At 53.6% G+C, this 20907-nt stretch carries 14 protein-coding genes, 1 tRNA gene and 1 pseudogene; 12 read left to right on the forward strand and 4 right to left on the reverse strand.

What is annotated here, in order from left to right:
• Positions 1-128 precede the first annotated feature (128 nt).
• Positions 129-722: a glycerol-3-phosphate 1-O-acyltransferase PlsY gene (gene plsY / locus ACZ5Q2_RS01490; protein WP_058090724.1), complete on the forward strand. Its 594-nt coding sequence runs from the start codon at positions 129-131 to the stop codon at positions 720-722.
• Positions 723-734: 12 nt separating this feature from the next.
• On the opposite strand, the gene tsaD is transcribed toward plsY, so the two are convergent.
• Positions 735-1790, reverse strand: a complete 1056-nt coding sequence (tsaD, locus tag ACZ5Q2_RS01495) for a tRNA (adenosine(37)-N6)-threonylcarbamoyltransferase complex transferase subunit TsaD (protein WP_106694534.1) — start codon at positions 1788-1790, stop codon at positions 735-737.
• Positions 1791-2024: 234 nt separating this feature from the next.
• Here tsaD and rpsU point away from each other — a divergent pair, with 234 nt between their 5' ends.
• The 7 genes and pseudogenes from rpsU to secD all read left to right on the forward strand — a co-directional run bounded on the left by rpsU (position 2025) and on the right by secD (position 11289).
• The gene (gene rpsU / locus ACZ5Q2_RS01500) at positions 2025-2240 is read left to right on the forward strand and encodes a 30S ribosomal protein S21 (protein WP_007153483.1); all 216 of its coding nucleotides are present in this window, start codon (positions 2025-2027) and stop codon (positions 2238-2240) included.
• A gap of 153 nt (positions 2241-2393) precedes the next feature.
• Positions 2394-4130: a DNA primase gene (gene dnaG / locus ACZ5Q2_RS01505; RefSeq protein WP_138436774.1), complete on the forward strand. Its 1737-nt coding sequence runs from the start codon at positions 2394-2396 to the stop codon at positions 4128-4130.
• Between the two features lie 150 nt (positions 4131-4280).
• The gene (gene rpoD, locus ACZ5Q2_RS01510; RefSeq protein WP_058090688.1) at positions 4281-6128 is read left to right on the forward strand and encodes an RNA polymerase sigma factor RpoD; all 1848 of its coding nucleotides are present in this window, start codon (positions 4281-4283) and stop codon (positions 6126-6128) included.
• 60 nt (positions 6129-6188) lie between these two features.
• A tRNA-Ile gene (locus tag ACZ5Q2_RS01515) sits at positions 6189-6265 on the forward strand.
• A gap of 466 nt (positions 6266-6731) precedes the next feature.
• Positions 6732-7664 (forward strand): calcium/sodium antiporter, encoded by a 933-nt coding sequence (locus ACZ5Q2_RS01520; RefSeq protein WP_197463860.1) that lies wholly within the window; start codon positions 6732-6734, stop codon positions 7662-7664.
• A gap of 333 nt (positions 7665-7997) precedes the next feature.
• Positions 7998-8162: pseudogene (locus tag ACZ5Q2_RS01525) on the forward strand (transposase domain-containing protein); the annotation flags it as partial.
• Positions 8163-8766: 604 nt separating this feature from the next.
• Positions 8767-11289 (forward strand): protein translocase subunit SecD, encoded by a 2523-nt coding sequence (secD, locus tag ACZ5Q2_RS01530; RefSeq protein ID WP_058091248.1) that lies wholly within the window; start codon positions 8767-8769, stop codon positions 11287-11289.
• A gap of 168 nt (positions 11290-11457) precedes the next feature.
• Here secD and ACZ5Q2_RS01535 read toward each other — a convergent pair whose 3' ends face one another.
• From ACZ5Q2_RS01535 to ACZ5Q2_RS01545, 3 genes are all read right to left on the reverse strand, one after another.
• Positions 11458-11724 (reverse strand): EAL domain-containing protein, encoded by a 267-nt coding sequence (locus ACZ5Q2_RS01535; RefSeq protein ID WP_081496573.1) that lies wholly within the window; start codon positions 11722-11724, stop codon positions 11458-11460.
• A 133-nt stretch (positions 11725-11857) separates the two neighbouring features.
• Positions 11858-13018, reverse strand: coding sequence for an NAD(P)/FAD-dependent oxidoreductase (locus ACZ5Q2_RS01540; protein WP_041654924.1), 1161 nt, complete (start codon positions 13016-13018; stop codon positions 11858-11860).
• A gap of 32 nt (positions 13019-13050) precedes the next feature.
• Positions 13051-15669, reverse strand: a complete 2619-nt coding sequence (locus ACZ5Q2_RS01545) for a helix-turn-helix transcriptional regulator (protein WP_058091247.1) — start codon at positions 15667-15669, stop codon at positions 13051-13053.
• A 222-nt stretch (positions 15670-15891) separates the two neighbouring features.
• Between ACZ5Q2_RS01545 and ACZ5Q2_RS01550 the strand changes: the two genes are divergently transcribed.
• The 4 genes from ACZ5Q2_RS01550 to ACZ5Q2_RS01565 all read left to right on the forward strand — a co-directional run bounded on the left by ACZ5Q2_RS01550 (position 15892) and on the right by ACZ5Q2_RS01565 (position 20903).
• Positions 15892-17115, forward strand: coding sequence for an alkane 1-monooxygenase (locus ACZ5Q2_RS01550; protein WP_197463861.1), 1224 nt, complete (start codon positions 15892-15894; stop codon positions 17113-17115).
• A 137-nt stretch (positions 17116-17252) separates the two neighbouring features.
• Positions 17253-17771, forward strand: coding sequence for a rubredoxin (locus ACZ5Q2_RS01555; RefSeq protein ID WP_011783984.1), 519 nt, complete (start codon positions 17253-17255; stop codon positions 17769-17771).
• Positions 17772-17822: 51 nt separating this feature from the next.
• A complete protein-coding gene (locus ACZ5Q2_RS01560; RefSeq protein ID WP_058091245.1) occupies positions 17823-19277 on the forward strand; it encodes an aldehyde dehydrogenase family protein in 1455 nt (484 codons plus the stop codon).
• 27 nt (positions 19278-19304) lie between these two features.
• On the forward strand, positions 19305-20903 hold the full coding sequence (locus ACZ5Q2_RS01565; protein ID WP_058091244.1) for a GMC family oxidoreductase: 1599 nt from the start codon (positions 19305-19307) through the stop codon (positions 20901-20903).
• Positions 20904-20907: the final 4 nt, after the last annotated feature.

Here is a 20907-nt window from a genome sequence, read left to right on the forward strand (position 1 = left end):
TTCCACTCAAGGCTGATTGAATAATGTGCAGGCAAACGATAGTGTGGGAGTTTGCCTGTGTACTGAGCTTCAGGGCGGGCATTTTCTCACAGAACACCCGGCGCCGTCTGCGCGCCCGTGATATGGCCATGAACCTGACCAGTAACCCAGTTCTGATTGTCGCACTCTGCTTCGGCGCCTACCTGGCCGGCTCCGTGCTGTTTGCCATCCCGGTATGCAGGCTCTGGCGCCTGCCTGACCCAAGAGCCCTGGGCTCCGGCAACCCCGGTGCCACCAACGTATACCGGGCGGGTGGCTGGCAACCGGCGGTGGCTACACTGGTACTGGATGCCTTCAAAGGCTGGCTGCCAGTGTGGCTATCACACGTTGCGGGTATGTCGATACTGGTTCAGGCCATGGTGGCACTGTGCGCGGTCACCGGCCACATGATTCCCCTGTTCTATCGTTTCAAAGGCGGCAAGGGCGTGGCCACAGCGCTCGGGGCCGGTTTGGCGTTGGCGCCGGTGACCACCGGTATCATGGCGCTGCTTTGGCTGCTGATCATGTGGCGCTGGCGCATTTCAGCGCTGGCCTCCCTGGTAGCGGTTACCAGTGGGCCGGTTATCAGCGCGCTGATTGAGCCGGAAACCCTGCCACTGTTCGGGCTGCTGACCCTGCTGATCGTGGTGCGCCACCGCAACAACCTGATCCGCCTCGCCCAGGGCCGGGAAACCGGGCTTTAAAGCCCGGCCGGGTTAATCGACCAGGCCATTCGCCCGCGGCTCGTTAACCGGCGGCAATGTATTCATCGGCCAGCGCGGCACCGAAACAATGCGCTCACCGTCCCTTTGACCGCTCTGGAGCCGCTGGGCACCGGCATACGCAATCATCGCGCCGTTGTCAGTACAGAACTCTGGGCGGGCGTAAAACACCGAGCCATTGAGTTTCGCGGTCATCTTTTCCAGCCCTGCCCGCAACCGCTTGTTGGCGCTTACTCCACCGGCAATAACCAGGCGCTTGCAACCGGTTTGCTCCAGCGCCCTCCGGCACTTGATGGTCAGGGTATCCACTACAGCCGCCTCAAAGGCCAGGGCGATGTCTGCTTTTACCTGCTCATCGAAGGCATCGTTATCTTTCGCATCGTTCACCGTGTTCAGGGTAAACGTTTTCAAACCGCTGAAGCTGAAATCCAGCCCGGGACGATCCGTCATTGGCCGGGGAAAACGGTAGATTCCCTCCCGGCCCTTCTCCGCCAGCGCCGCCACCCGGGGGCCTCCGGGGTAATCCAGCCCGAGCATCTTGGCGGTTTTATCAAAGGCTTCGCCGGCGGCGTCATCCACCGATTCACCCAGCATCTGGTACTGCCCGATACCATCCACCCGAACCAGCTGGGTGTGACCACCGGACACCAACAGAGCAACAAAAGGAAACGCTGGCGGATTGTCTTCTAACATTGGCGCCAGCAAATGCCCTTCCATGTGGTGAACACCCAGCACCGGAATGCCCAGCGCGAAACCCAGAGCATGGGCCACGGAACCACCCACCATCAGCGCCCCAACCAGCCCGGGGCCGGCGGTGTAGGCTATCCCTTCAAGATCGTTACGATCCCTGCCAGCCTTGGCCAATACCTGGTCACACAGCGGCAACAGCTTGCGAACATGGTCACGGGACGCCAGCTCAGGCACTACCCCGCCATAATCCGCATGCATAGCAATCTGGCTGAACAGCGCGTGGGCCAGCAAGCCCTGCTCGGTGTCATACAGGGCAACGCCGGTTTCGTCACAGGAGGTTTCAATACCAAGAATCAGCATAGTCTGGGCCGCGTCCGAAATGGGAATGAGGAACTGGCGGCATTTTAGCAGAAACCCGAAAGGCTCCGGCAGTTTCATTGAACAGTCATTGACCTGAACATATCCAACGGCTATCATTGCCGCCCTAAATTATGCACTGGTCGAGTTTTAGCCAATCTGACCAGGTATCGAGCCCGCGTGGCCAAGGCCGGCGGAACCAATTGAAACCGAATCTATCAGGTAGGTGATTTTCGAATGCCAGCTGTTAAAGTGAAAGAGAATGAGCCGTTTGATGTAGCACTGCGTCGCTTCAAGCGTTCCTGCGAGAAGGCCGGTGTACTGTCTGAAGTACGTCGTCGTGAGCACTACGAGAAGCCGACCGCTGTTCGTAAGCGTAAAGCAGCTGCCGCCGTTAAGCGTCATCTCAAGAAGCTTCAGCGTGAGCAGCGTAAGTTCGAGCGTCTGTACTGAGTTCAGCGCGCATCGACAGCAAGACTGATTGCCGGAACGGCGTTTCGCCTTCTCCGGCAAACTGAAAATGCCGCCGAGGCCTGGCTTCGGCGGCATTTTTGGCTATGGCGAATACCGGTTTGTATCAGGCACCCCGACTGAAGTGGAGCCACCATGAGCGGACTGATCCCTCAACGATTTGTTGAAGACCTGCTTGATCGGATTGATCTGGCAGAGCTGATCGGTAGCCGCATCACCCTCAAAAAGGCTGGCGCCAACTACAAGGCCTGTTGTCCGTTTCACGACGAAAAAACACCGTCGTTCAACGTTCGGCCAGATAAAGGCTTTTACCACTGTTTCGGGTGCGGCGCTCATGGTGATGCCATCAGCTTTATCCGCGAATTCGAGGGGCTTGGCTTTACCGAGGCTGTCGAAGAGCTGGCCAAACGGGCAGGTCTTGAGGTGCCCTATGATAAAGCCGCGCGCCAGGAAATGCAGCAGGCCAGATCCCTGACCGACGCCCTGGATTTCGCCAGCCGCTTCTACCACTCGGCTCTGGGCAGCCAGCAAGGCGCTTACGCTCGGGACTACCTGAAACAGCGCGGCCTGGACGATGCCATCATCGAGCAGTACCAGATCGGCTTTGCGCCCGGCACCGGAACGGCGCTTTTTGACGCGGCGCCGAAAGACCTGAAAGAGCCATTACTGGAAACCAAAACGGTTTCAGACAAGTACGGCCGGCCAAGAGATCTGTTCCGCAATCGGGTGATGTTTCCGATCCGGAACACCCGGGGCAAAACAGTGGCCTTTGGCGGCCGAACCCTTGGAGACGACAAGGCCAAATACATCAACTCCCCGGAGTCGGATGTATTTCATAAAAGCCGGGAGATCTACGGCCTTTATGAGGCCCGGCAAGCCATCCGCCAGCTGGACAAATTGCTGGTGGTTGAAGGCTACATGGACGTGATCGCGCTGGCCCAGCACGGCATACACGATGCCGTTGCAACCCTGGGCACCGCAACCAACCAGGACAGCCTGACCGCCCTGCTAAGGCAAGTCCGGCACATTGTGTTCTGCTTTGATGGCGATCAGGCCGGTTTCCGTGCTGCAGACCGCGCCATGGAGAACGCCCTGGAACTGATGGCCGACGGCCTGCATCTGCAGTTTCTGATGCTGCCACAGGGTGAAGACCCGGACACACTGATCCGGAAGGAAGGCGCAGACGCCTTCAGGGAGCGGATTGAAGCGGCAACGCCCCTGTCGCGTTACCTGTTCGACCGGCAGAGCGAGGGTTTGAACCTGGAGCTGCCGGAACACCGGGGCGAACTGAGAGCCCGTGCAGAACCGCTTCTGAACAAGATGCCCCGCAGCACACTGCGGGACGCCATGTGGCACGAAATGATGCGCCTGTGTGGCGGCCGGAAGCCCTGGCAGGAACGGCCCAAAGGCAATGACTTCAAAGCCCGCGGATGGCGCGGCGAGCGGCAGAACCGGCCGACAGAAGAACGGATAGATGTGAAGCTGAGCAAAGACAGCACGCTTTGCCTGGCACTACTGGAAGCACCGGAAATGGCGGCGGAAGTCAAAACATTGGCTGACAGCAACCGCCAGCTGGAGCAGGCCGGGCGGTTCGCCCGCTGGCTGATGGAACAGAATATCAGTACCCGCAAGGCATTAGTCTCGGGGCTGGCAACGGACAAACAGGCCAGAGACAGGTTCTACAACCTGTTTGATGGACTGGAGCACATACCGGCCCGGGAAAGCATACTGGCAGCCGCCAGAGAACTGCTGAGCCCGAACGAAGAGGCCGCGCGCCAGCAAAGACTGGCAACCCTGCTCCGGAATCTGGCCACGCTCACCCCGGAACAGCGGGAAGAGCTGAGAACGCTCAGCAAGGGCAACGTAGATTGAAATCTGCGTTATATCCCGTTGCTGGGGCATGACCACTTGAAACTGACGCCACTGATCACCATCTAACCATTCGGTGGCACAGCAGATACGCGGCAGCTATAATGGCTGTTTAACTTTTTTCCTCTTTAAAAGCGAGTTCACAGGGTGTCTATGTCAGGCAATTCGCAGAAATCACGTTTGAAAGACCTCATCGCACGAGGCAAGGAACAAGGTTACCTGACTTACGCCGAGGTAAACGACCACCTACCGGAAGATATCGCAGATCCGGATCAGGTTGAAGACATTATCCGGATGATCAACGACATGGGTATCCAGGTGTGCGAAGAAACACCCGACGCCGATACCCTGTTGATGACCGAAGGCGACTCCACCGCCGACGAAGCCGCCGCCGCTGAAGCCGCCGCCGCTCTCGCCGCCGTGGAAACCGATGCCGGCCGCACCACCGACCCGGTGCGCATGTACATGCGTGAAATGGGCACCGTTGAACTGCTGACCCGTGAAGGCGAAATCGTGATCGCCAAGCGCATTGAGGAAGGCATTCGCGACGTCATGGCGGCCGTAGCCCACTTCCCCGGCACCGCCGGCACCGTGATTCAGGCTTACGATCGCATCATCGAGAACGAAGGCCGCATCAGCGACATCGTTACCGGCTTCCTGGACCCGGACGACGCCGAGCCGTTCATGGGCGAAGACACCAGTGAAGACACCTCTGCTGACGACAGCGACAGCAGCGATGATGACGACGACACTTCAACCGAGGAAGAAACCGATAACGGTCCGGACCCGGAAGAAACCCGCCTGCGTTTTGAGTTGCTGAAAGAAAAACTGGATGCCGCCGACAAAGCCTTGGCCAAGCACGGCCGCAGCCACAAGAAAACCCAGGAAGCCCTGAACGAACTGGGCCAGGTGTTTGCACCATTCAAGCTGGGCAACAAGGCGTTTGACGAACTGGTGAACGTGGTTCGCTCCACCAACGATCTGGTGCGGGAGAACGAACGGGCCATCATGCAGATCTGCGTACGCGACTGCAAAATGCCGCGCAAAGATTTCATCAAATGGTTCCCGGGCAACGAGACCGACCTGGAATGGGCGAAAGAAATCGCGGCCACCAAGAAGCCATACGCCGCCGCCATTGGTGAACGCATCGACGAGATCGTGCGCCTGCAGAAGCGCATCCAGAACGTCCAGACCGAAGTGGATCTGGACGTAGTCGACATCAAGGAAATCAACCGTCGGGTGTCCATCGGCGAAGCCAAGGCCCGCCGCGCCAAGAAAGAAATGGTCGAGGCTAACCTGCGACTGGTAATTTCCATCGCCAAGAAATACACCAACCGTGGCCTGCAGTTCCTGGACCTGATTCAGGAAGGCAACATCGGCCTGATGAAGGCCGTGGACAAGTTTGAATACCGTCGCGGCTATAAGTTCTCTACCTATGCCACCTGGTGGATTCGCCAGGCCATTACCCGCTCCATCGCGGACCAGGCCCGTACCATCCGGATTCCGGTGCATATGATTGAGACCATCAACAAGCTCAACCGTATCTCCCGCCAGATGCTGCAGGAAATGGGCCGCGAGCCCACGCCGGAAGAGCTGGGCGAGCGCATGGACATGCCGGAAGACAAGATCCGCAAGGTACTGAAGATCGCCAAAGAGCCGATCTCCATGGAAACCCCGATTGGCGACGATGAAGACAGCCATCTGGGCGATTTCATCGAAGATATCCAGGCCCTGTCGCCGGTGGATTCCGCCACTGCCGAAGGCCTGCGCGAGGCGACCCGCTCGGTGCTGGCCGGGCTGACCGCTCGCGAATCCAAAGTCTTGCGCATGCGCTTTGGTATTGAAATGAACACCGACCACACCCTGGAAGAAGTCGGCAAACAGTTCGACGTAACCCGGGAGCGTATCCGTCAGATCGAAGCCAAGGCCCTGCGCAAACTGCGCCACCCTTCCCGCTCCGATCACCTGCGCGGCTTTATTGACGACCAGGGCAACGGTTAATCCGCAAGACAGTAGCGGGCGCCACCCCTCGTGGGTATAATGGCGCCCGCTTCCCTTTTAGGGCCTATAGCTCAGTTGGTTAGAGCAGAGGACTCATAATCCTTTGGTCCCTGGTTCGAGTCCAGGTGGGCCCACCATACTTCAAGCAGTTACATCACTTCCTGGTCATGCCACCATAAGTTGGCCGGAACGGCCACATTATGGTGACTTATGTCGGGAGTTTTGGCCGCTGTTCCGTTGTTACGCAGCTCTTGATGGTCACGAAACCATAAGGTTGCCTTAGATTGATTCCATAAATTGGTCGCTCGGGTCGCAAAGCGAACATTCAGGCGGATAGACCAGCACTCACCTTTGGAGAAATTCAGCCTCTTTTTTGGCATGTCCGCAGTAATGGGGTAGAACCCATGATCTAACCTGAAAGTATCAGTTTTGCCGTTGCCAACTACAGTGCTGTTTTCGTCGTTATTCCGGCGCCCGGTATACGAGCGGGCTGAACAGACACGGCAACAGCTTTTGTGTAAGGTAACCGACGATTGGACACAGAACGAGCCGTGATTAAGCCCCCAGTAATATAAGTGGTCGATCAAATTGCTAGCCAACCTTGTGTATATCGCGTTCGCACTTGTCCTCCTTTTCGTTGGGGCAGAGGGCCTTGTCAGGGGCAGTTCATCACTGGCACTGCGGGCGGGTCTCAATCGCCTGATGGTGGGCTTGACCATCGTTGCATTTGGAACCAGCTCACCGGAACTGGTGGTAAGCGTGGAAGCTGCGCTTTCCAACCAGGGAGATATCTCGGTGGGCAATGTGGTGGGCTCAAATATTTTCAATATTGCTGTGATTCTTGGAATAACAGCATTGGTGTGCCCTATTCCGGTTCACCGCCAGGTTATCAAGATAGACGCTCCTGTCGCCCTGGGAGTCGCCCTCCTGTTGGTTTTGCTACTACTGAACCAAACTCTCAGCCGCCTTGAGGGCGTGCTTCTGTTTTCAGGAATTGTCGCCTACACATGGATGAGCGTCATTTTGGCCCGCAGAGAACCTCCCCCCGCCAGTGCGGATGAGGAAAACATTCTGGCAGTCAATACATCACGTCATTGGTGTGTCGATATTGCTCTGATCCTGGTTGGGCTGGCGATTCTTGTGGCTGGCTCCCGCCTACTGGTTGAGAATTCTGTGGCATTGGCGGTCAGTTTCGGAATCAGTGAAGCGGTGATCGGTCTGACGATTGTCGCGGCGGGGACCAGCATGCCGGAATTGGCAACCTCGCTGGTTGCAGCTTTCCGAAAGCAGCCTGACATCGCAATAGGCAATATCGTTGGCTCCAATATATTCAACGTCCTTGGAATACTGGGGGTGGCGTCGATTGTTTCGCCTATAGAAGCACCCGGGATTTCGACTCTGGATTACGGAGTGATGATTCTCTTTACGGTTTTGCTGATCCCGCTTCTGTATACAGGGCGCATGCTGCACCGGGTAGAGGGTGCTGTGCTGCTGGCGCTGTATTTCGGTTATCTTTTTCTCCTCTGGCCCGACTGATGGCCGAACAGGTGACTACGGATCGACGGCATGCCTAAAACAAGTTGAATCGCGTCACGGTGGACTTTCATTGGAGCTGAGCGTGTAAATCAGTTTTATCCACAGCAGGATAAGCCAGCCCCGGTGACCATCTACCTCTTAGAGTACGATCTTGCTGAAAAATCGTTCAATCCACTTTAACCGGGTCGTCGGCAAGGGAAAGTCGGCCCCGACTGAGCAATGGGAATATTGAGTTATTAAAAGGTGCGAGCCCTCGGCCTACATTTAAGGAGATAGAGAAGACCGGCGGTCGCAAAGCGGACATTCAATCATATTGGAGCAGATTCACTTTTTGGCTTTCTTTCTAGTAGTCAGCGTGCTGCTGCTGTTATGACACTGATCCAGCCAGCAAAGCTGAACGGGCATGATCCCTATGCCTACCTGAAGGGTGTGCTGACTCGACTGCCGACGCAGAAGAACACTGCCATCGTCGAGCTATTGCCCCACAACTGGAAGCCGACTATTTCCGACAAGGTATGGTGGCTTGACGCTGACGCTACTCCATCCTCCAACCCTGCCAGGCAACTTCTTCAACCGGCCACATAAACTCGTTGACTTCGGTTAGTCCGCGTTTCAAGATTCATTCGACATTTTGAGATAGCAGCATGACCAACGACAATCACCCTCTCCCTCGCGGACGGTTCCAAGTGCCTCTTGTAGTGCTTTCACTACTGGCATTGCTGCTTGTCTTTATCTCCTCAATTACCCACCAGCAAGCCTCAGCTACTAAGGCCAACCATGGTTTTATCGGAACCGTGGATCATCTGGTTGTTGCGAGTCATAACGAGTCCATCAGGGTACTAGGTGGCAATTCTGAGAACGATGCCGCAGTGGGTGGTGATCCGGACCTTTCCGACTGGTGGCCTGCCAGTCCGATGGTGCTAGGCGTCGGTCTTTGCCGCAGTAACTGCATCATCACCGCAGGAGCGGGACATCCCCCTGCATCTCCTCGTTTTTTAATCCCGCTTCTTCGCGCACCCCCTCTGGCGTAGTCCTCCGCTTTATCATGGCTGTGCATCTGGGCAGTCATACCGGTTAGTGAAGTTTTCTTCGAGGATTACCCATGAAATCGTTGCATACACGGGCCGTCGTTTACGGCCTGGTGATTGTGCTCGGGTTGTTGAGTGCGTTGCCGAACCTTCTTTCCCCTACAATGTCCGGGAAGCTCCCGGATTGGTACCAGCAGAATACGGTCTCCCTGGGGCTTGACCTTCAAGGTGGCTCACACCTGCTTCTGGAAGCGGATATCCAGGAACTGTTTGCCAGCGAGCACGAAGCGATGGCCGGCGAGTTGACCAACTCCCTGCGTGAAGCGGACATTCGATACGGGCGCATCCAGATGACTGATAGAGGCATCGAGCTACCGGTGCGCCAGCCCGAACGGGTGTCTGAAGCAGCCAGCCTTGCTCGAAAACTGGCAACGGATACTCCGGATGGCACGCGTCGGTTCGACGTTGATATCAACGGCGGACGGCTGGTGCTGACGCTGACCGAGTCCTGGCGTGCAGGTATTTCCCGAGATGCGGTGGAGCGAAGCCTGGAGGTAGTCAGACGGCGACTGGATGAAACCGGACTGGTGGAGCCCAGCATCACTCGCCAGGGTAGTGACGGCATTCTGGTACAAATGCCGGGCGTCGCCGACCCGAGCGAGATTCGTGAATTGCTCGGTACCACCGCGAAAATGACGTTTCACTGGGCAGCCCGGGCAACGGCGGAGGAAGATATCGCAACCATTATTCTGCCGGGTGCCTACGAAGACAGAGACTACAAACTGGAAGAACGGGTTGCCATAGCAGGCGAGCACATCCGTGACGCACGCATGGCTTTCAATCCGGATACCAACGAGCCGGTGGTCAATTTCAAACTGGATGACAAGGGTGCCCGGCTGTTTGGGGATATGACCCGGAACAACATTGGCCGGCCCCTAGCCATTGTACTGGATGGTGAAGTGATTACAGCGCCGGTAATCCGCAGCGCCATTGGCGCTAGTGGAGAGATCAGCGGTGGATTTACCACAACAGAAGCCAGTAACCTGGCTCTGCTACTGCGAGCTGGTGCCTTGCCCGTGCCCCTGTATGTGGTCGAGGAACGTACCGTGGGCCCTGACTTGGGCAGTGACGCCATCGCCATGGGGCTGACCACCGGTTTGCTGGGCGCAGCCATGGTGATTGCCTTCATGATCGGGCTTTATGGACGTTGGGGACTAATTGCCTGTGTCGGGTTGACGGTGAATATTGGGCTGGTGTTCGGGATATTGAGCTTGCTGGGGGCTACCCTGACTCTGCCAGGTATTGCTGGAATTATCCTCACCATTGGCATGGCGGTGGATGCCAATATTCTGATTAACGAGCGTATCCGTGAAGAATCCCGCCAGGGCAAGCCTGCCTGGATGGCCCTCCGAGAGGGGTTCGGCAAGGCCTACAGAACGATTCTGGATTCCAACTTCACGACACTGATCGCGGTCAGCCTGTTGTTCCTGTTTGGCAGCGGGCCGGTCCGGGGCTTTGCCGTCACAATCGGCATAGGCCTGGTAACGTCGTTGTTTACGGCAATAGCGGTCACCCGCCTGATCATGGAGTGGCGCATCCGGGGCCGTGCACGGGAACCGTTAGTGATTTCTGGCATAGCCCTGCTTGACCGCCTGAGTGAGCGGGGCGTGAACTTCATGCGCGGTCGCGTGATCGGTCTCATGGTATCGGCGGTGTTCTCCATTGCGGCAATCGCTCTGTTTGTGCAGCCGGGACTGAAATACGGCGTCGATTTTACCGGCGGTACGGTAGTGGAGGTACAGGCCCAGGGAGTCACTGTTGATAAGTTGAGAACCACGCTTCAGGCGAAAGACCTAGAGGACGCCGCCATTCAGGAAGCAGGCGCGGATGGGCGCTTCCTTATTCGCCTGCCAGCAGAGCAAGGAGTACCGGGGGCGACCGCGGAGCAAGTGGCATTGCTCAAAACCGCTGTTACCTCTGTCGAGCCAACGGCGGAATTCCCGAAAGTGGATATGGTAGGGCCTAAAGTCAGCGGTGGCTTTAGTGATGCCACCATTCTGGCTATTCTGTTGGCCGGTGTTGGTATGTTGGCGTACCTATGGTTCCGATTCGAGTCCCATTTCGCCTGGGCCGCCACACTGACCATTGCGCTGGATCTCACCAAAACCATCGGTTTCTTCGCCCTCGCCGGCGTGGAGTTCAACCTGACGGCAGTTGCGGCACTGCTCGCGCTTATGGGATATTCGGTCAACGATAAGGTGGTAGTGTTTGACCGCATCCGGGAAAACATCCGCAAGACGCCGGACCGCCCCATGCTGGAACTGCTGAACGATAGTATTTCATCGACGCTTACCCGCACTGTGTTTACCTCGGTAACGACCTTTCTGGCGCTGCTACCCATGGGCATTGCGGGTGGAGCCGCCGTTGCGAGTTTTGCCTTGCCCATGCTGTTCGGAATTGTAATTGGCACCAGCTCCTCGGTCTTTATCGCGTCGCCAATCCTTTATTATCTGGGGCAGCGACGGTCGAGGAAAGGGCTTGCTCAGTTGCGGCCGACTGCCGAGGAAATTCGCAAGGAACTGGAACTCATACCCTAGGGAGGTTACTGATGCCAGGGCAGACGCGTTTACAAAGGGGGATGATGAATGTTCGCCATTGTTTAGGTGCCCCTGGTCGCAAAGCGAACGTTCAGATGGTGCGATAACGCCGGCGCACACTAAGCGTTCGGTGATCCCAAATTGATTCGATGACCACCATCGGGCCAATTAAACCCAGTCAGTAACTTGTAGGTACTCCTCGCACCTTTTGACTGAGAGCGGCTTAGCATATAGATAGCCTTGTCCCGCATCACAGCCAAGGATTCGGAGATGGTTTTCTTGCTCTTTGGTCTCAATTCCCTCGGCCAGTACATCGAGTCCTAGGCTATGTCCCATCTGAATAATCGCTTTGGCAATTGCTCCACTTTCCTGGTCGTTAGGTAAGCCCCGGGTGAATGACTGGTCACTGTGGCCATCACAGCTGGGCTGGGCGATTCTGTATCTCCTGCTCTACAGCAGAGCTTGTGGGAGGGCCAGAATCCCCCTGCAGCTGGATATGCTCAGTCACGAGGCTCGACACATAGAAATCTCAGAGATGAGAATGAGTTGCATCCCATCTCGCTTACACTTACCCGGAGAGAGCTTTAGATAGCTTGGCTTGCCGGGTGGGAAGATTGACCGTTTCAGCTGCGATCATCCGGTCTCCGGAAAAGAGCCAGAATTCACAGGCATTGTCACTCTCTGTGGGACGCCGCTGAATTCGGTCGTATCCAGTGGCGATTCCAATACACTGGACTTTCATGCCGTTGAGATCTGACCAAAAACGAGGAGGAGAGGCAGGCGGAGACGGTTTACCACAAATATGAGCCGCCGCAATTTGTGCTTGAAGCATGGCATTGTGAATAGTTTCTATTCGGATGGGTGTATTGGTGGAAACGTTGACGGCTTTAGCGCAATCTCCGATCGCAAATATGTCAGGGTCAGAGCTACGCATGCCGCTGTCTACTATAATACCACCGTCGCAATCCAGGTTTGCGTCTTGCGCAAGTTCAGCATTGGGGATGGCTCCTATACCGATAACAACGACGTCTGCGGGTTTCGTAGTGCCGTCGGACAAACGGATACCGGAAACTCGGTCTCCCTCAGTGAGAATCTGGTTGACGCTAGCATTGAAGTAGAACATTACGCCGGCGGAGGCCATGCGGTTTCTGACAAAATTACTTGTTAATGGTGACGCTACTCGACACATCGCTCGGCTGTTGGCCTCAAACACAGAGACTTGTTTTCCCTGTAGATTGGCAGCGGAGGCGACTTCAAGCCCGATAACACCCGCGCCGAGAATGGCCACCTTCTCGCATTCCGGGGCTAACAGGGCATTACGTAATGCGGCGGAGTGGTCAAGATTCCTGAGATAGAAAACATTTTTTGCGCTCTCACCAGGTAAATCAATAGGACGTGGCCTCGCTCCTGTTGCCAAAATCAGCGTGTCGTATTTAATTTTCCTGCCGCCTTGAATCACTACTTGCTTTGCCGATCGTTCAAGCGCTATTACTTTACCGCCTTGTTCAAATTCAACTTTGTTGTCCCGAAAGAAATTAGGAGAACGGATCGGAGTTGGCGAGGGCAACTCATCTGAGGTCAAATAGGCTTTGGACAACGGGGGACGCTGGTAAGGCAGCGTGTTTTCCTCGCCCAAAATGGTAATCGTTCCGTCGAATCCATTCTGGCGGAGAGCCTCTGCGGCGGTCAGGCTGGCTATTCCAGCGCCAATGATAACTATTTTTTGCATATTCGCTCGATTCCTCTTTTGTTTTTGTAGCACTATAAAAGTCCGCGCAGTCGAGCTTCAGTGACTGCCTGAACCCGGTTGGTTACTTTAAGTTCGCTGAAAATCTTCTTCATATGCCATTTGACGGTATCCTCCGTCACGAGAAGCCGTTCAGCGATCTCTCTGTTGGTCATTCCGTTGCTTACGCATTTCAACAGAGAAATCTGCTTTATCGTGATAGTTGAGTGGGCATTGCCGGGCACAGGTGGCACGCTGGAGTCTTCTATTCTGACATCGGGATCCTTCGTAGCTTTAGCTTCAGAGTCGTCTGGCAGATCGTTAAAAAGATCCTGAGCAAGGGGGCTAAGAGAAAGTAGCGCTTCTTTGATCCAGAGCCGTGTGAAGTGACAGTTCAAATGTTCCGAAAGTAGGTTTGCATCAAGAATCATGCGCTTCGCCGATTTTGATGAGCCGAGGGCAAACGCTGCCAGGGCCTGACAATAGTGGGCGGCGATCCTGGTTCTAGCGTCTGAAATTGCGCTGGCGCTTTGTAGTGCTTGTTTGGCATATTTTTCGGCGACACCAAACTGTTTCCCAAGCCGTAGTCTATACATTGAGGTTACCAGGGCCATACGTGCTTGAATGGCCTGGTTTTGATTTGGCAGGAACGTCAGCTCACATTCATCGGGGAGTATGGGTGGACCCAATTCCTCGTTGTTCAGGAGAGTAAACTCAGCTAACTGAACTTTAGTCAGGATATTTAGACGAGAGAGCTCTCGCTCGCAGGAGGCTAAGCGGGATTGTTCCAACAAGGCCATGGCTCTATCTCGGAACCCTTGGTGGTACAGAAAACGGCTGTAGGCCTGTGTACACCCCCACAGAATATCTGTAACGCCATAGTTCAAAGCGAAATCGAACGAAGCCTGTGCAGATTCCTGGGTAACCAGGTGATGGTTCTGTTCGTGCAGGATTTGTAACTCAAGGGTGCCAAACATTTTATTTAAAAAAGTTTTTGGCACCTGAATCTTTTCTGCTGTTTTATTCGCCTGGATCAACACACTCATTGCTCGGGCGATGTCACCCTTGAACAGTTCAGCCTGAATTTCTGCAGTTTTAAGCCAGATAAAAGCGTAATGTTGATTGGATGACTGGATGGCCACAGCCGCTCGATGGGACAATCGCTCCAACTCTTCAAAATGGCGTCCACTGGAGGCAATGAATGCCTGGCAAGTAAGTGCTGCGCCTTTGCCAACCATGTTACGGTCGCCAAAGGCGTCTATCCATTTTTGACAGAGAACCTGACTCTCCAGTAATTCATCCTGTGTAGCTTTGCCTATCGCATTAACCAATTCCCGCCATCCTTCCTCATCAAGATTGCTCGCCCCCCTGGAGCTCGGATGAAGCGAACTAGCCAGTATTTCGTCTGCTTGACGAGCTTGTTGGCTGAAATACAAAATCCACGCGTAACCTATGCTCAAGGCGGCAATTTTTTTTATCGTGCGAGCCGGTACTTTTCCAAACCAGGTGCGAAGTACTTCGATTTCACCCTGTCTGAGTGCCACGTCCAGGATAATGCTGTCACTTACGACGCGAGCCCATCGATGGTCACTGGCTTCCAGAGCTGCATTGATTGAATGGAGGTACTCTCCCCTACGCCAATGCCAGAACGCGACCCGTTTCAGTACATACGAGCGACGTTCTCGTTGGGTGGTGTTAAATAAACTACGCAAATACTCTCGCAGCACAGGGTGCATATCCATACGATCAGCAGAAGTCCCGGTGGGAGCTAAAAGAGCATAATGTTCGTTAAGAAACGTAATTTCCCGGTCGGCCTCTTCTGTCTTATAGACATAGCCATAGCATTCAGCGCTGATTACTTCGAGCATCGCTGCATTGCAAAGAAAGGTCCTCGTACTATTGGGTAACGCAGTTAAGAGGTTGTCCCTGAAATACGAGCGAGTTTCCGGCCAAGTCGCTGCGGGGAGATTTGGGTTTGGGGTTCGGCACATAAGCCTGACAAGTGCTGGCCATCCACCGGTCGCTTTTATGATGTTGCTGGCTTCGGGGCCACCCATACCAGATAATTCACTAACCTCCTCTTCTGTAAATACAAGTTCATCAGCACCATACGTTACAACACCCGCCATCATAGACAAACGTGGCAACGCCCCGACGCGACTCGGTGCAATGAAAAATTTCACATTGCTCGGTGTTTCACAGATTAAATCCTCAATCAAATCCGCGGTATGTTTAGCCTCGCCAACCCCATCAAGGCAAATTCTTATCGTCTTTTTTGCATTACACAGTGCGTTTCGAAGAACTTCGATGGTGTCGATGTCACTTTTTATCATGCGCCAGGATTCAACTCCTTCGAGTTGATATAAAACTAACGCTGCAAACAAACTGCCATTAACGTCACATGAGTCAGGGCACGACCGGGTATTGATATAAACGGCGCTCTCACGTTCCAGTTCGCGAGTGTTTGCTGCCAAGGCCACTTGTACAGATTTTCCATAGCCTGGCGGGGCCCGATACAGAACTACCTTTGATTCAGGCGTAGCAGAAGGCCTCAGGCAATAGCGGTCTAAACACCCTTGAGTAATGAAATACTGACGAGCCCACATCCTTTCAGACATCCTCCGACACCAGTCTTCCAAGCTATGGCGGGTCATGACAATCCGATCTCCTGCTTCGTCTCCCCGAAACGCGAGGGCGCTATGGGGTGAAAGCATATTGATAGATGTCTAGTGCGAAAACTACCCCTTAGAGTAGTTGTTTGATCTCCGGTTCTGGCCAAACCTGTTCATGCCTACAACTTGTCCGTTCACCTGAGGGACTCGGTGTTCGCACAATGTAGAAAAATGATCAAGCTGAAAAACAATAAGGTGATCCTAATGTCAATGTCAGAAAATGTCTTAACAACAGAGTCTCTTCAGAGAGACCCTGATGCCGAAGGTTATGTGGACAGAAAACGCCACCTGTGGGTCCTTTCTGTGCTGTGGCCAGCGACGCCTCTTATTGGCCTTTATTTGGTATCCCAGACTGGATGGAGCATTTGGTACGGATTGGTGTTGATCCTTTGGTATGGCGCAGTTCCCTTGATTGATGCCATGTTTGGAGAGGATTTTTCAAACCCCCCTGAGTCGGCTGTGCCTCGGCTTGAACAGGATCGTTACTATCGGGTACTGACCTACTTGACGGTTCCTATTCACTATGCCGCCTTGATTGTCAGTGCCTGGTGGGTATCCACGCAACCAATGAGTGTTTTCGAGTTTCTGGCATTGGCCCTTTCCCTGGGAATCGTGAATGGCCTGGCTCTGAACACAGGCCACGAACTTGGCCATAAAAAAGAAACGTTTGACCGTTGGATGGCGAAGCTTGTCCTCGCCGTGGTCGGATATGGTCATTTCTTCATTGAGCACAATAAGGGGCATCACCGTGATGTGGCTACGCCGATGGACCCGGCGACATCCCGCATGGGTGAGTCCATTTACTCATTCTCACTGCGTGAAATTCCCGGTGCTTTCAAGCGGGCATGGGATTTAGAGGAACAGCGCCTCAGTCGTTGTGGAAAAAGTGTCTGGAGCCTGGAGAACGAAGTTCTTCAGCCTATGATTTTGACCGCTGTGCTTTATGCGGGATTGCTGGCGTTTTTTGGCCCGTTAATGCTGATCTTTTTGCCCATTCAAATGGCCTTTGGCTGGTGGCAGCTGACCAGCGCCAACTACATTGAGCATTACGGATTGCTGCGCGAGAAGATGTCGGATGGACGTTATGAGCGTCAACAACCGCACCACTCATGGAACTCAAACCATATTATGTCGAACCTGATTCTGTTTCATTTGCAACGACATTCCGACCATCACGCCCATCCTACAAGGTCCTATCAATCGCTTCGCGACTTCAAAGACCTGCCTTCCTTACCATCGGGATATCCCGGGATGTTCCTGGCCGCAATGTTTCCCTCATGGTTTCGTTCGATAATGGACCACCGGGTGCTGGATTGGGCTAAAGGAGATCTCGATAAGATTCAGATTCAACCCGGCAAGCGTGAATTCTATGAGCGTAAATTTGGTGGGACTGATTCTGAATCAGTCGATACCGCCGCGGCTAAATGATCGGCTAATCGGAACTTATATACCTCGTTTACTTTATTTACGTTGCAGAAAAAGAGCCTCTGACGTGCACCTGAAAGAGGGTGCGCGTCGGGCGCTACCAAAACAAAGACAATAATATCGTTTGAAAGGTGCTCTAGATGGCTAAATATCAATGCCCTGATTGTGGTTATGTATACGACGAAGTGGTTGGTGATCCGCACGAAGGCTTTCCTGCAGGAACGACATGGGAAAAAATTCCTGAAGACTGGTCCTGTCCAGACTGTGCCGTCAGGGATAAGGTTGACTTCGTTGCGCTTCAAGAAGCGAACCCGGAACTTTCGGTGTCCGCAACCAATACAGCGGTCCGCCCTGCCAGCCAAGCTAAGACCGAGGGAGCATCGCAGAAAGCAACGGGCGCATCTACTCCTTCAGCTAAAAATAAAACAAAGCCCAAAGCGAAACCCAAGCCTAACTCTTCAAAATCGCCGAAAGACTCGACTCAAAAAGATACCTATCGGAAGTGGGTCTGCATCACTTGCGGCCATATCTACGATGAAGCTCTCGGAGATGAAGCCGAAGGCTTCCCTGCCGGCACTCGTTTTGAAGATATTCCAGACGATTGGTGCTGTCCGGACTGTGGTGCCACAAAAGAGGACTATGTCCTCTATGAAGACTAGTAATCCGATTGAAAATAACAACAGTCTCGTTCGGCAAGAGGTGATTTTATAATGCAGATTGCTAGTCTGGCGGAGGTTGGGGTGACCAATGTGTCAACCAGCGATACGATTGATTCAACGTTCGCGGCCCTACAGCGGGCACAACTTGCGCGTCGCGGAAGCTTTACCTTGGAGGCTCGAATAGCGCAGCTCGACCAGCTGCGGGATTCAATTAAACGCCACGAATCAAACATCATTGCGGCTTGCGCGGCGGACTTTCGAAAACCCGCTCCAGAAGTCAAATTAACTGAACTCCTGCCGGTGCTTCAGGAAATTCGACACACTAAAAAACACTTGCGTAAATGGATGCGTCCGAAGCGAGTGGCTGCATCCGTTGGTGTTCTGGGCACGAAATCTTATGTTCGGCCAGAACCAAAGGGAGTGTGCCTGATTATTGCACCGTGGAATTATCCGCTCAATCTTGCGCTCGGGCCTCTCGTCTCAGCGTTGGCTGCAGGGAACGGAGCCATCATTAAACCCTCGGAAATGACACCACATACCTCAAAGGTGATTGCCAACATTGTCGCCGAAACCTTCCCTCCCGATCTGGTTTCCGTGATTGAGGGTGATGCCGCGGTAGCGCAGAAACTGTTGGCCTTACCCTTCGACCACATATTCTTCACGGGCAGTCCTGCGGTAGGCAAGGTGGTCATGGAGGCTGCCGCCACGAACCTTTCCTCAGTGACGCTGGAATTGGGGGGTAAGTCCCCGACCATTGTTGGCCCAGATGCCAACATAAAGAGGGCTGCAAGAAACATTGTCTGGGGTAAGTTTGCCAATAATGGACAGACCTGTATCGCCCCAGATCATGTTTTTGTGCACGTTAATATCGCAGATCAATTCAATGAAGCACTTAAAACGGAAATTGGGCGAGTCTATGGAAAAACACCAGAAGCCCAGAAATCGACCGCCGACTATTGCCGGATTGTAAATCGACGTCATTTCCAGCGAGTTTCAAACCTGATAGATGATGCCAAAAACAAAGGTGCAAGAGTCTTTGAGGGCGGTGTTACAGATGCTGAAGAGAATTTTATTGCTCCGACGTTGATTTCAAATGTATCCAGCGACATGGATATTTCACGTGAGGAGTTATTCGGCCCGATCTTACCCGTTATTGAATTCGACGATATTGATCTGGTTATCAAGAAAATCAACGATAACCCTAAACCGCTTGCGCTTTACATATTCGACAAAAACGAGTCTTTTGCCACGGATATTATCGAGCGAACGAGCTCCGGCGCTGTAGGAGTCAACCTTACAGTTGTGCATTTTCTACATCCGGGTCTGCCGTTTGGTGGAGTTAATAATTCCGGGATAGGGGCGGCACACGGTGAATACGGTTTCCGCGCTTTTTCGCATGAAAAGGCGTTGATGGAGGATAAACATTCTCTTATGCATCTTCTTTTTCCACCCTATACAGCCTGGGTCCGGCGTCTTATAGAGGCTGCTGTTCGTATTCTGGGCTGAGCATAATCAAATAATAAGAGAGTTATTATGTACGATTACATTATTGTCGGTGCGGGATCGGCGGGCTGTGTATTGGCCAATCGGCTTACGGCGGACTCTTCAAAGCGAGTAGCGTTGCTAGAAGCGGGCCCAAAGGATAAAAATCCACTCATACATATGCCTATAGGTATAGCACTCCTTTCCAATAGTAAAAAGCTGAATTGGGCTCTTGAAACCGAACCTCAAGAACATCTAAAGGAGCGCCGCCTGTTTTGGCCTCGTGGGAAAACACTTGGCGGGTCCTCTTCTATCAACGCCATGGTCTATATCAGAGGTCACAAAGCCGATTATGACCACTGGGGTCAAGTTGCCGGGACAGACCTCTGGGGATGGGATCGCGCTTTAAAATTGTTTCGTCGACTGGAAGATAATAAACGTTTTGGCGCAGATTCTTACCATGGGGAGGGCGGTGAGCTCACCGTAAGTGAACTCAAATCAGTCAATCCGTTGAGTCGAGATTTTGTTCGAGCGGCACCTCATGTAGAGCTCCCGATAAACACGGACTTTAATGGAGAGACGCAAGAGGGATTGGGACTCTACCAGGTGACACAAAAAAATGGTCGCCGTTGGAGTTCAGCGCAGGCATTTCTGCGTGTCGCGGAGAACCGGCCTAATCTTGATGTGCTAACGGACGCGCGGGTAACCCGGGTGGTAATGGACGGTAAGCGGGCAGTCGGCGTGACACTGAACCAGGGGGGCGAATATCGCCAGCTTAGACTCAATAACGGCGGTGAAGTCATATTGTCTGGTGGTGCGGTTAATTCACCACAACTACTTATGCTTTCGGGAATCGGTGATAGCGAAGAGCTTGGAAAACACGGGATCCCCCTTGTGCATCATCTCCCTGAGGTCGGCCAGAATCTGGTTGATCATTTGGATATTACGATCATGCACGCGGCGAACTCACGTTTGCCCATTGGCGTTGCTCCCAGTTTCCTGTTTCGGGGCGTGAGCGCATTATTCTCATATATCTTTGCGCGACGTGGATTTCTTACCAGTAATGTTGCCGAGTCCGGAGGCTTTGTTAAATCCGAGCGCTCGTGCGAACGGCCAAATGTGCAATTCCACTTTTTGCCAACTTACCTGAAGGATCATGGACGAAAAGTGATGGCCGGGTATGGGTACACCTTGCATATTTGCGATCTAATGCCCAGAAGCCGCGGTTTTATAGGTCTCAAAAGCCCTGACCCATTGGCCGACCCGTTGATTCAACCCAATTATCTCAGTAACCCCGAAGACATCAAAACAATGATCTCGGCCGTTAAATTTGGACGACGGATACTCGGGGCACCAACAATGGCTTTACATAGTAAACGAGAAATTAAGCCCGGAAACTCGGTGTCTTCGGACGGTCAGATTGCGGACTTTATCCGGGAAAATGCAGAGACTATTTACCACCCCGTTGGCACTTGTCGTATGGGCGCGGATCCGGATTCAGTCGTTGATCCGGAATTAAAAGTCAGAGGGATTGAAGGGCTAAGAGTTGTCGATGCCTCGATAATGCCCAGTTTGGTTGCCGGTAACACCAACGCACCCACCATGATGATTGCCGAAAATGCAGCCGACATCCTCTTGGGAAATGTTTAGGTTC

The organism is Marinobacter alkaliphilus (genome assembly GCF_055394375.1).

Coding starts and splice junctions, on each gene's coding strand:
- plsY (WP_058090724.1), top strand. CDS start 129: ATGAACCTGACCAGTAACCCAGTTCTGATTGTCGCACTCTGCTTCGGC.
- tsaD (WP_106694534.1), bottom strand. CDS start 1,790: ATGCTGATTCTTGGTATTGAAACCTCCTGTGACGAAACCGGCGTTGCC.
- rpsU (WP_007153483.1), top strand. CDS start 2,025: ATGCCAGCTGTTAAAGTGAAAGAGAATGAGCCGTTTGATGTAGCACTG.
- dnaG (WP_138436774.1), top strand. CDS start 2,394: ATGAGCGGACTGATCCCTCAACGATTTGTTGAAGACCTGCTTGATCGG.
- rpoD (WP_058090688.1), top strand. CDS start 4,281: ATGTCAGGCAATTCGCAGAAATCACGTTTGAAAGACCTCATCGCACGA.
- secD (WP_058091248.1), top strand. CDS start 8,767: ATGAAATCGTTGCATACACGGGCCGTCGTTTACGGCCTGGTGATTGTG.
- ACZ5Q2_RS01540 (WP_041654924.1), bottom strand. CDS start 13,018: ATGCAAAAAATAGTTATCATTGGCGCTGGAATAGCCAGCCTGACCGCC.
- ACZ5Q2_RS01545 (WP_058091247.1), bottom strand. CDS start 15,669: ATGACCCGCCATAGCTTGGAAGACTGGTGTCGGAGGATGTCTGAAAGG.
- ACZ5Q2_RS01550 (WP_197463861.1), top strand. CDS start 15,892: ATGTCAATGTCAGAAAATGTCTTAACAACAGAGTCTCTTCAGAGAGAC.
- ACZ5Q2_RS01555 (WP_011783984.1), top strand. CDS start 17,253: ATGGCTAAATATCAATGCCCTGATTGTGGTTATGTATACGACGAAGTG.
- ACZ5Q2_RS01560 (WP_058091245.1), top strand. CDS start 17,823: ATGCAGATTGCTAGTCTGGCGGAGGTTGGGGTGACCAATGTGTCAACC.
- ACZ5Q2_RS01565 (WP_058091244.1), top strand. CDS start 19,305: ATGTACGATTACATTATTGTCGGTGCGGGATCGGCGGGCTGTGTATTG.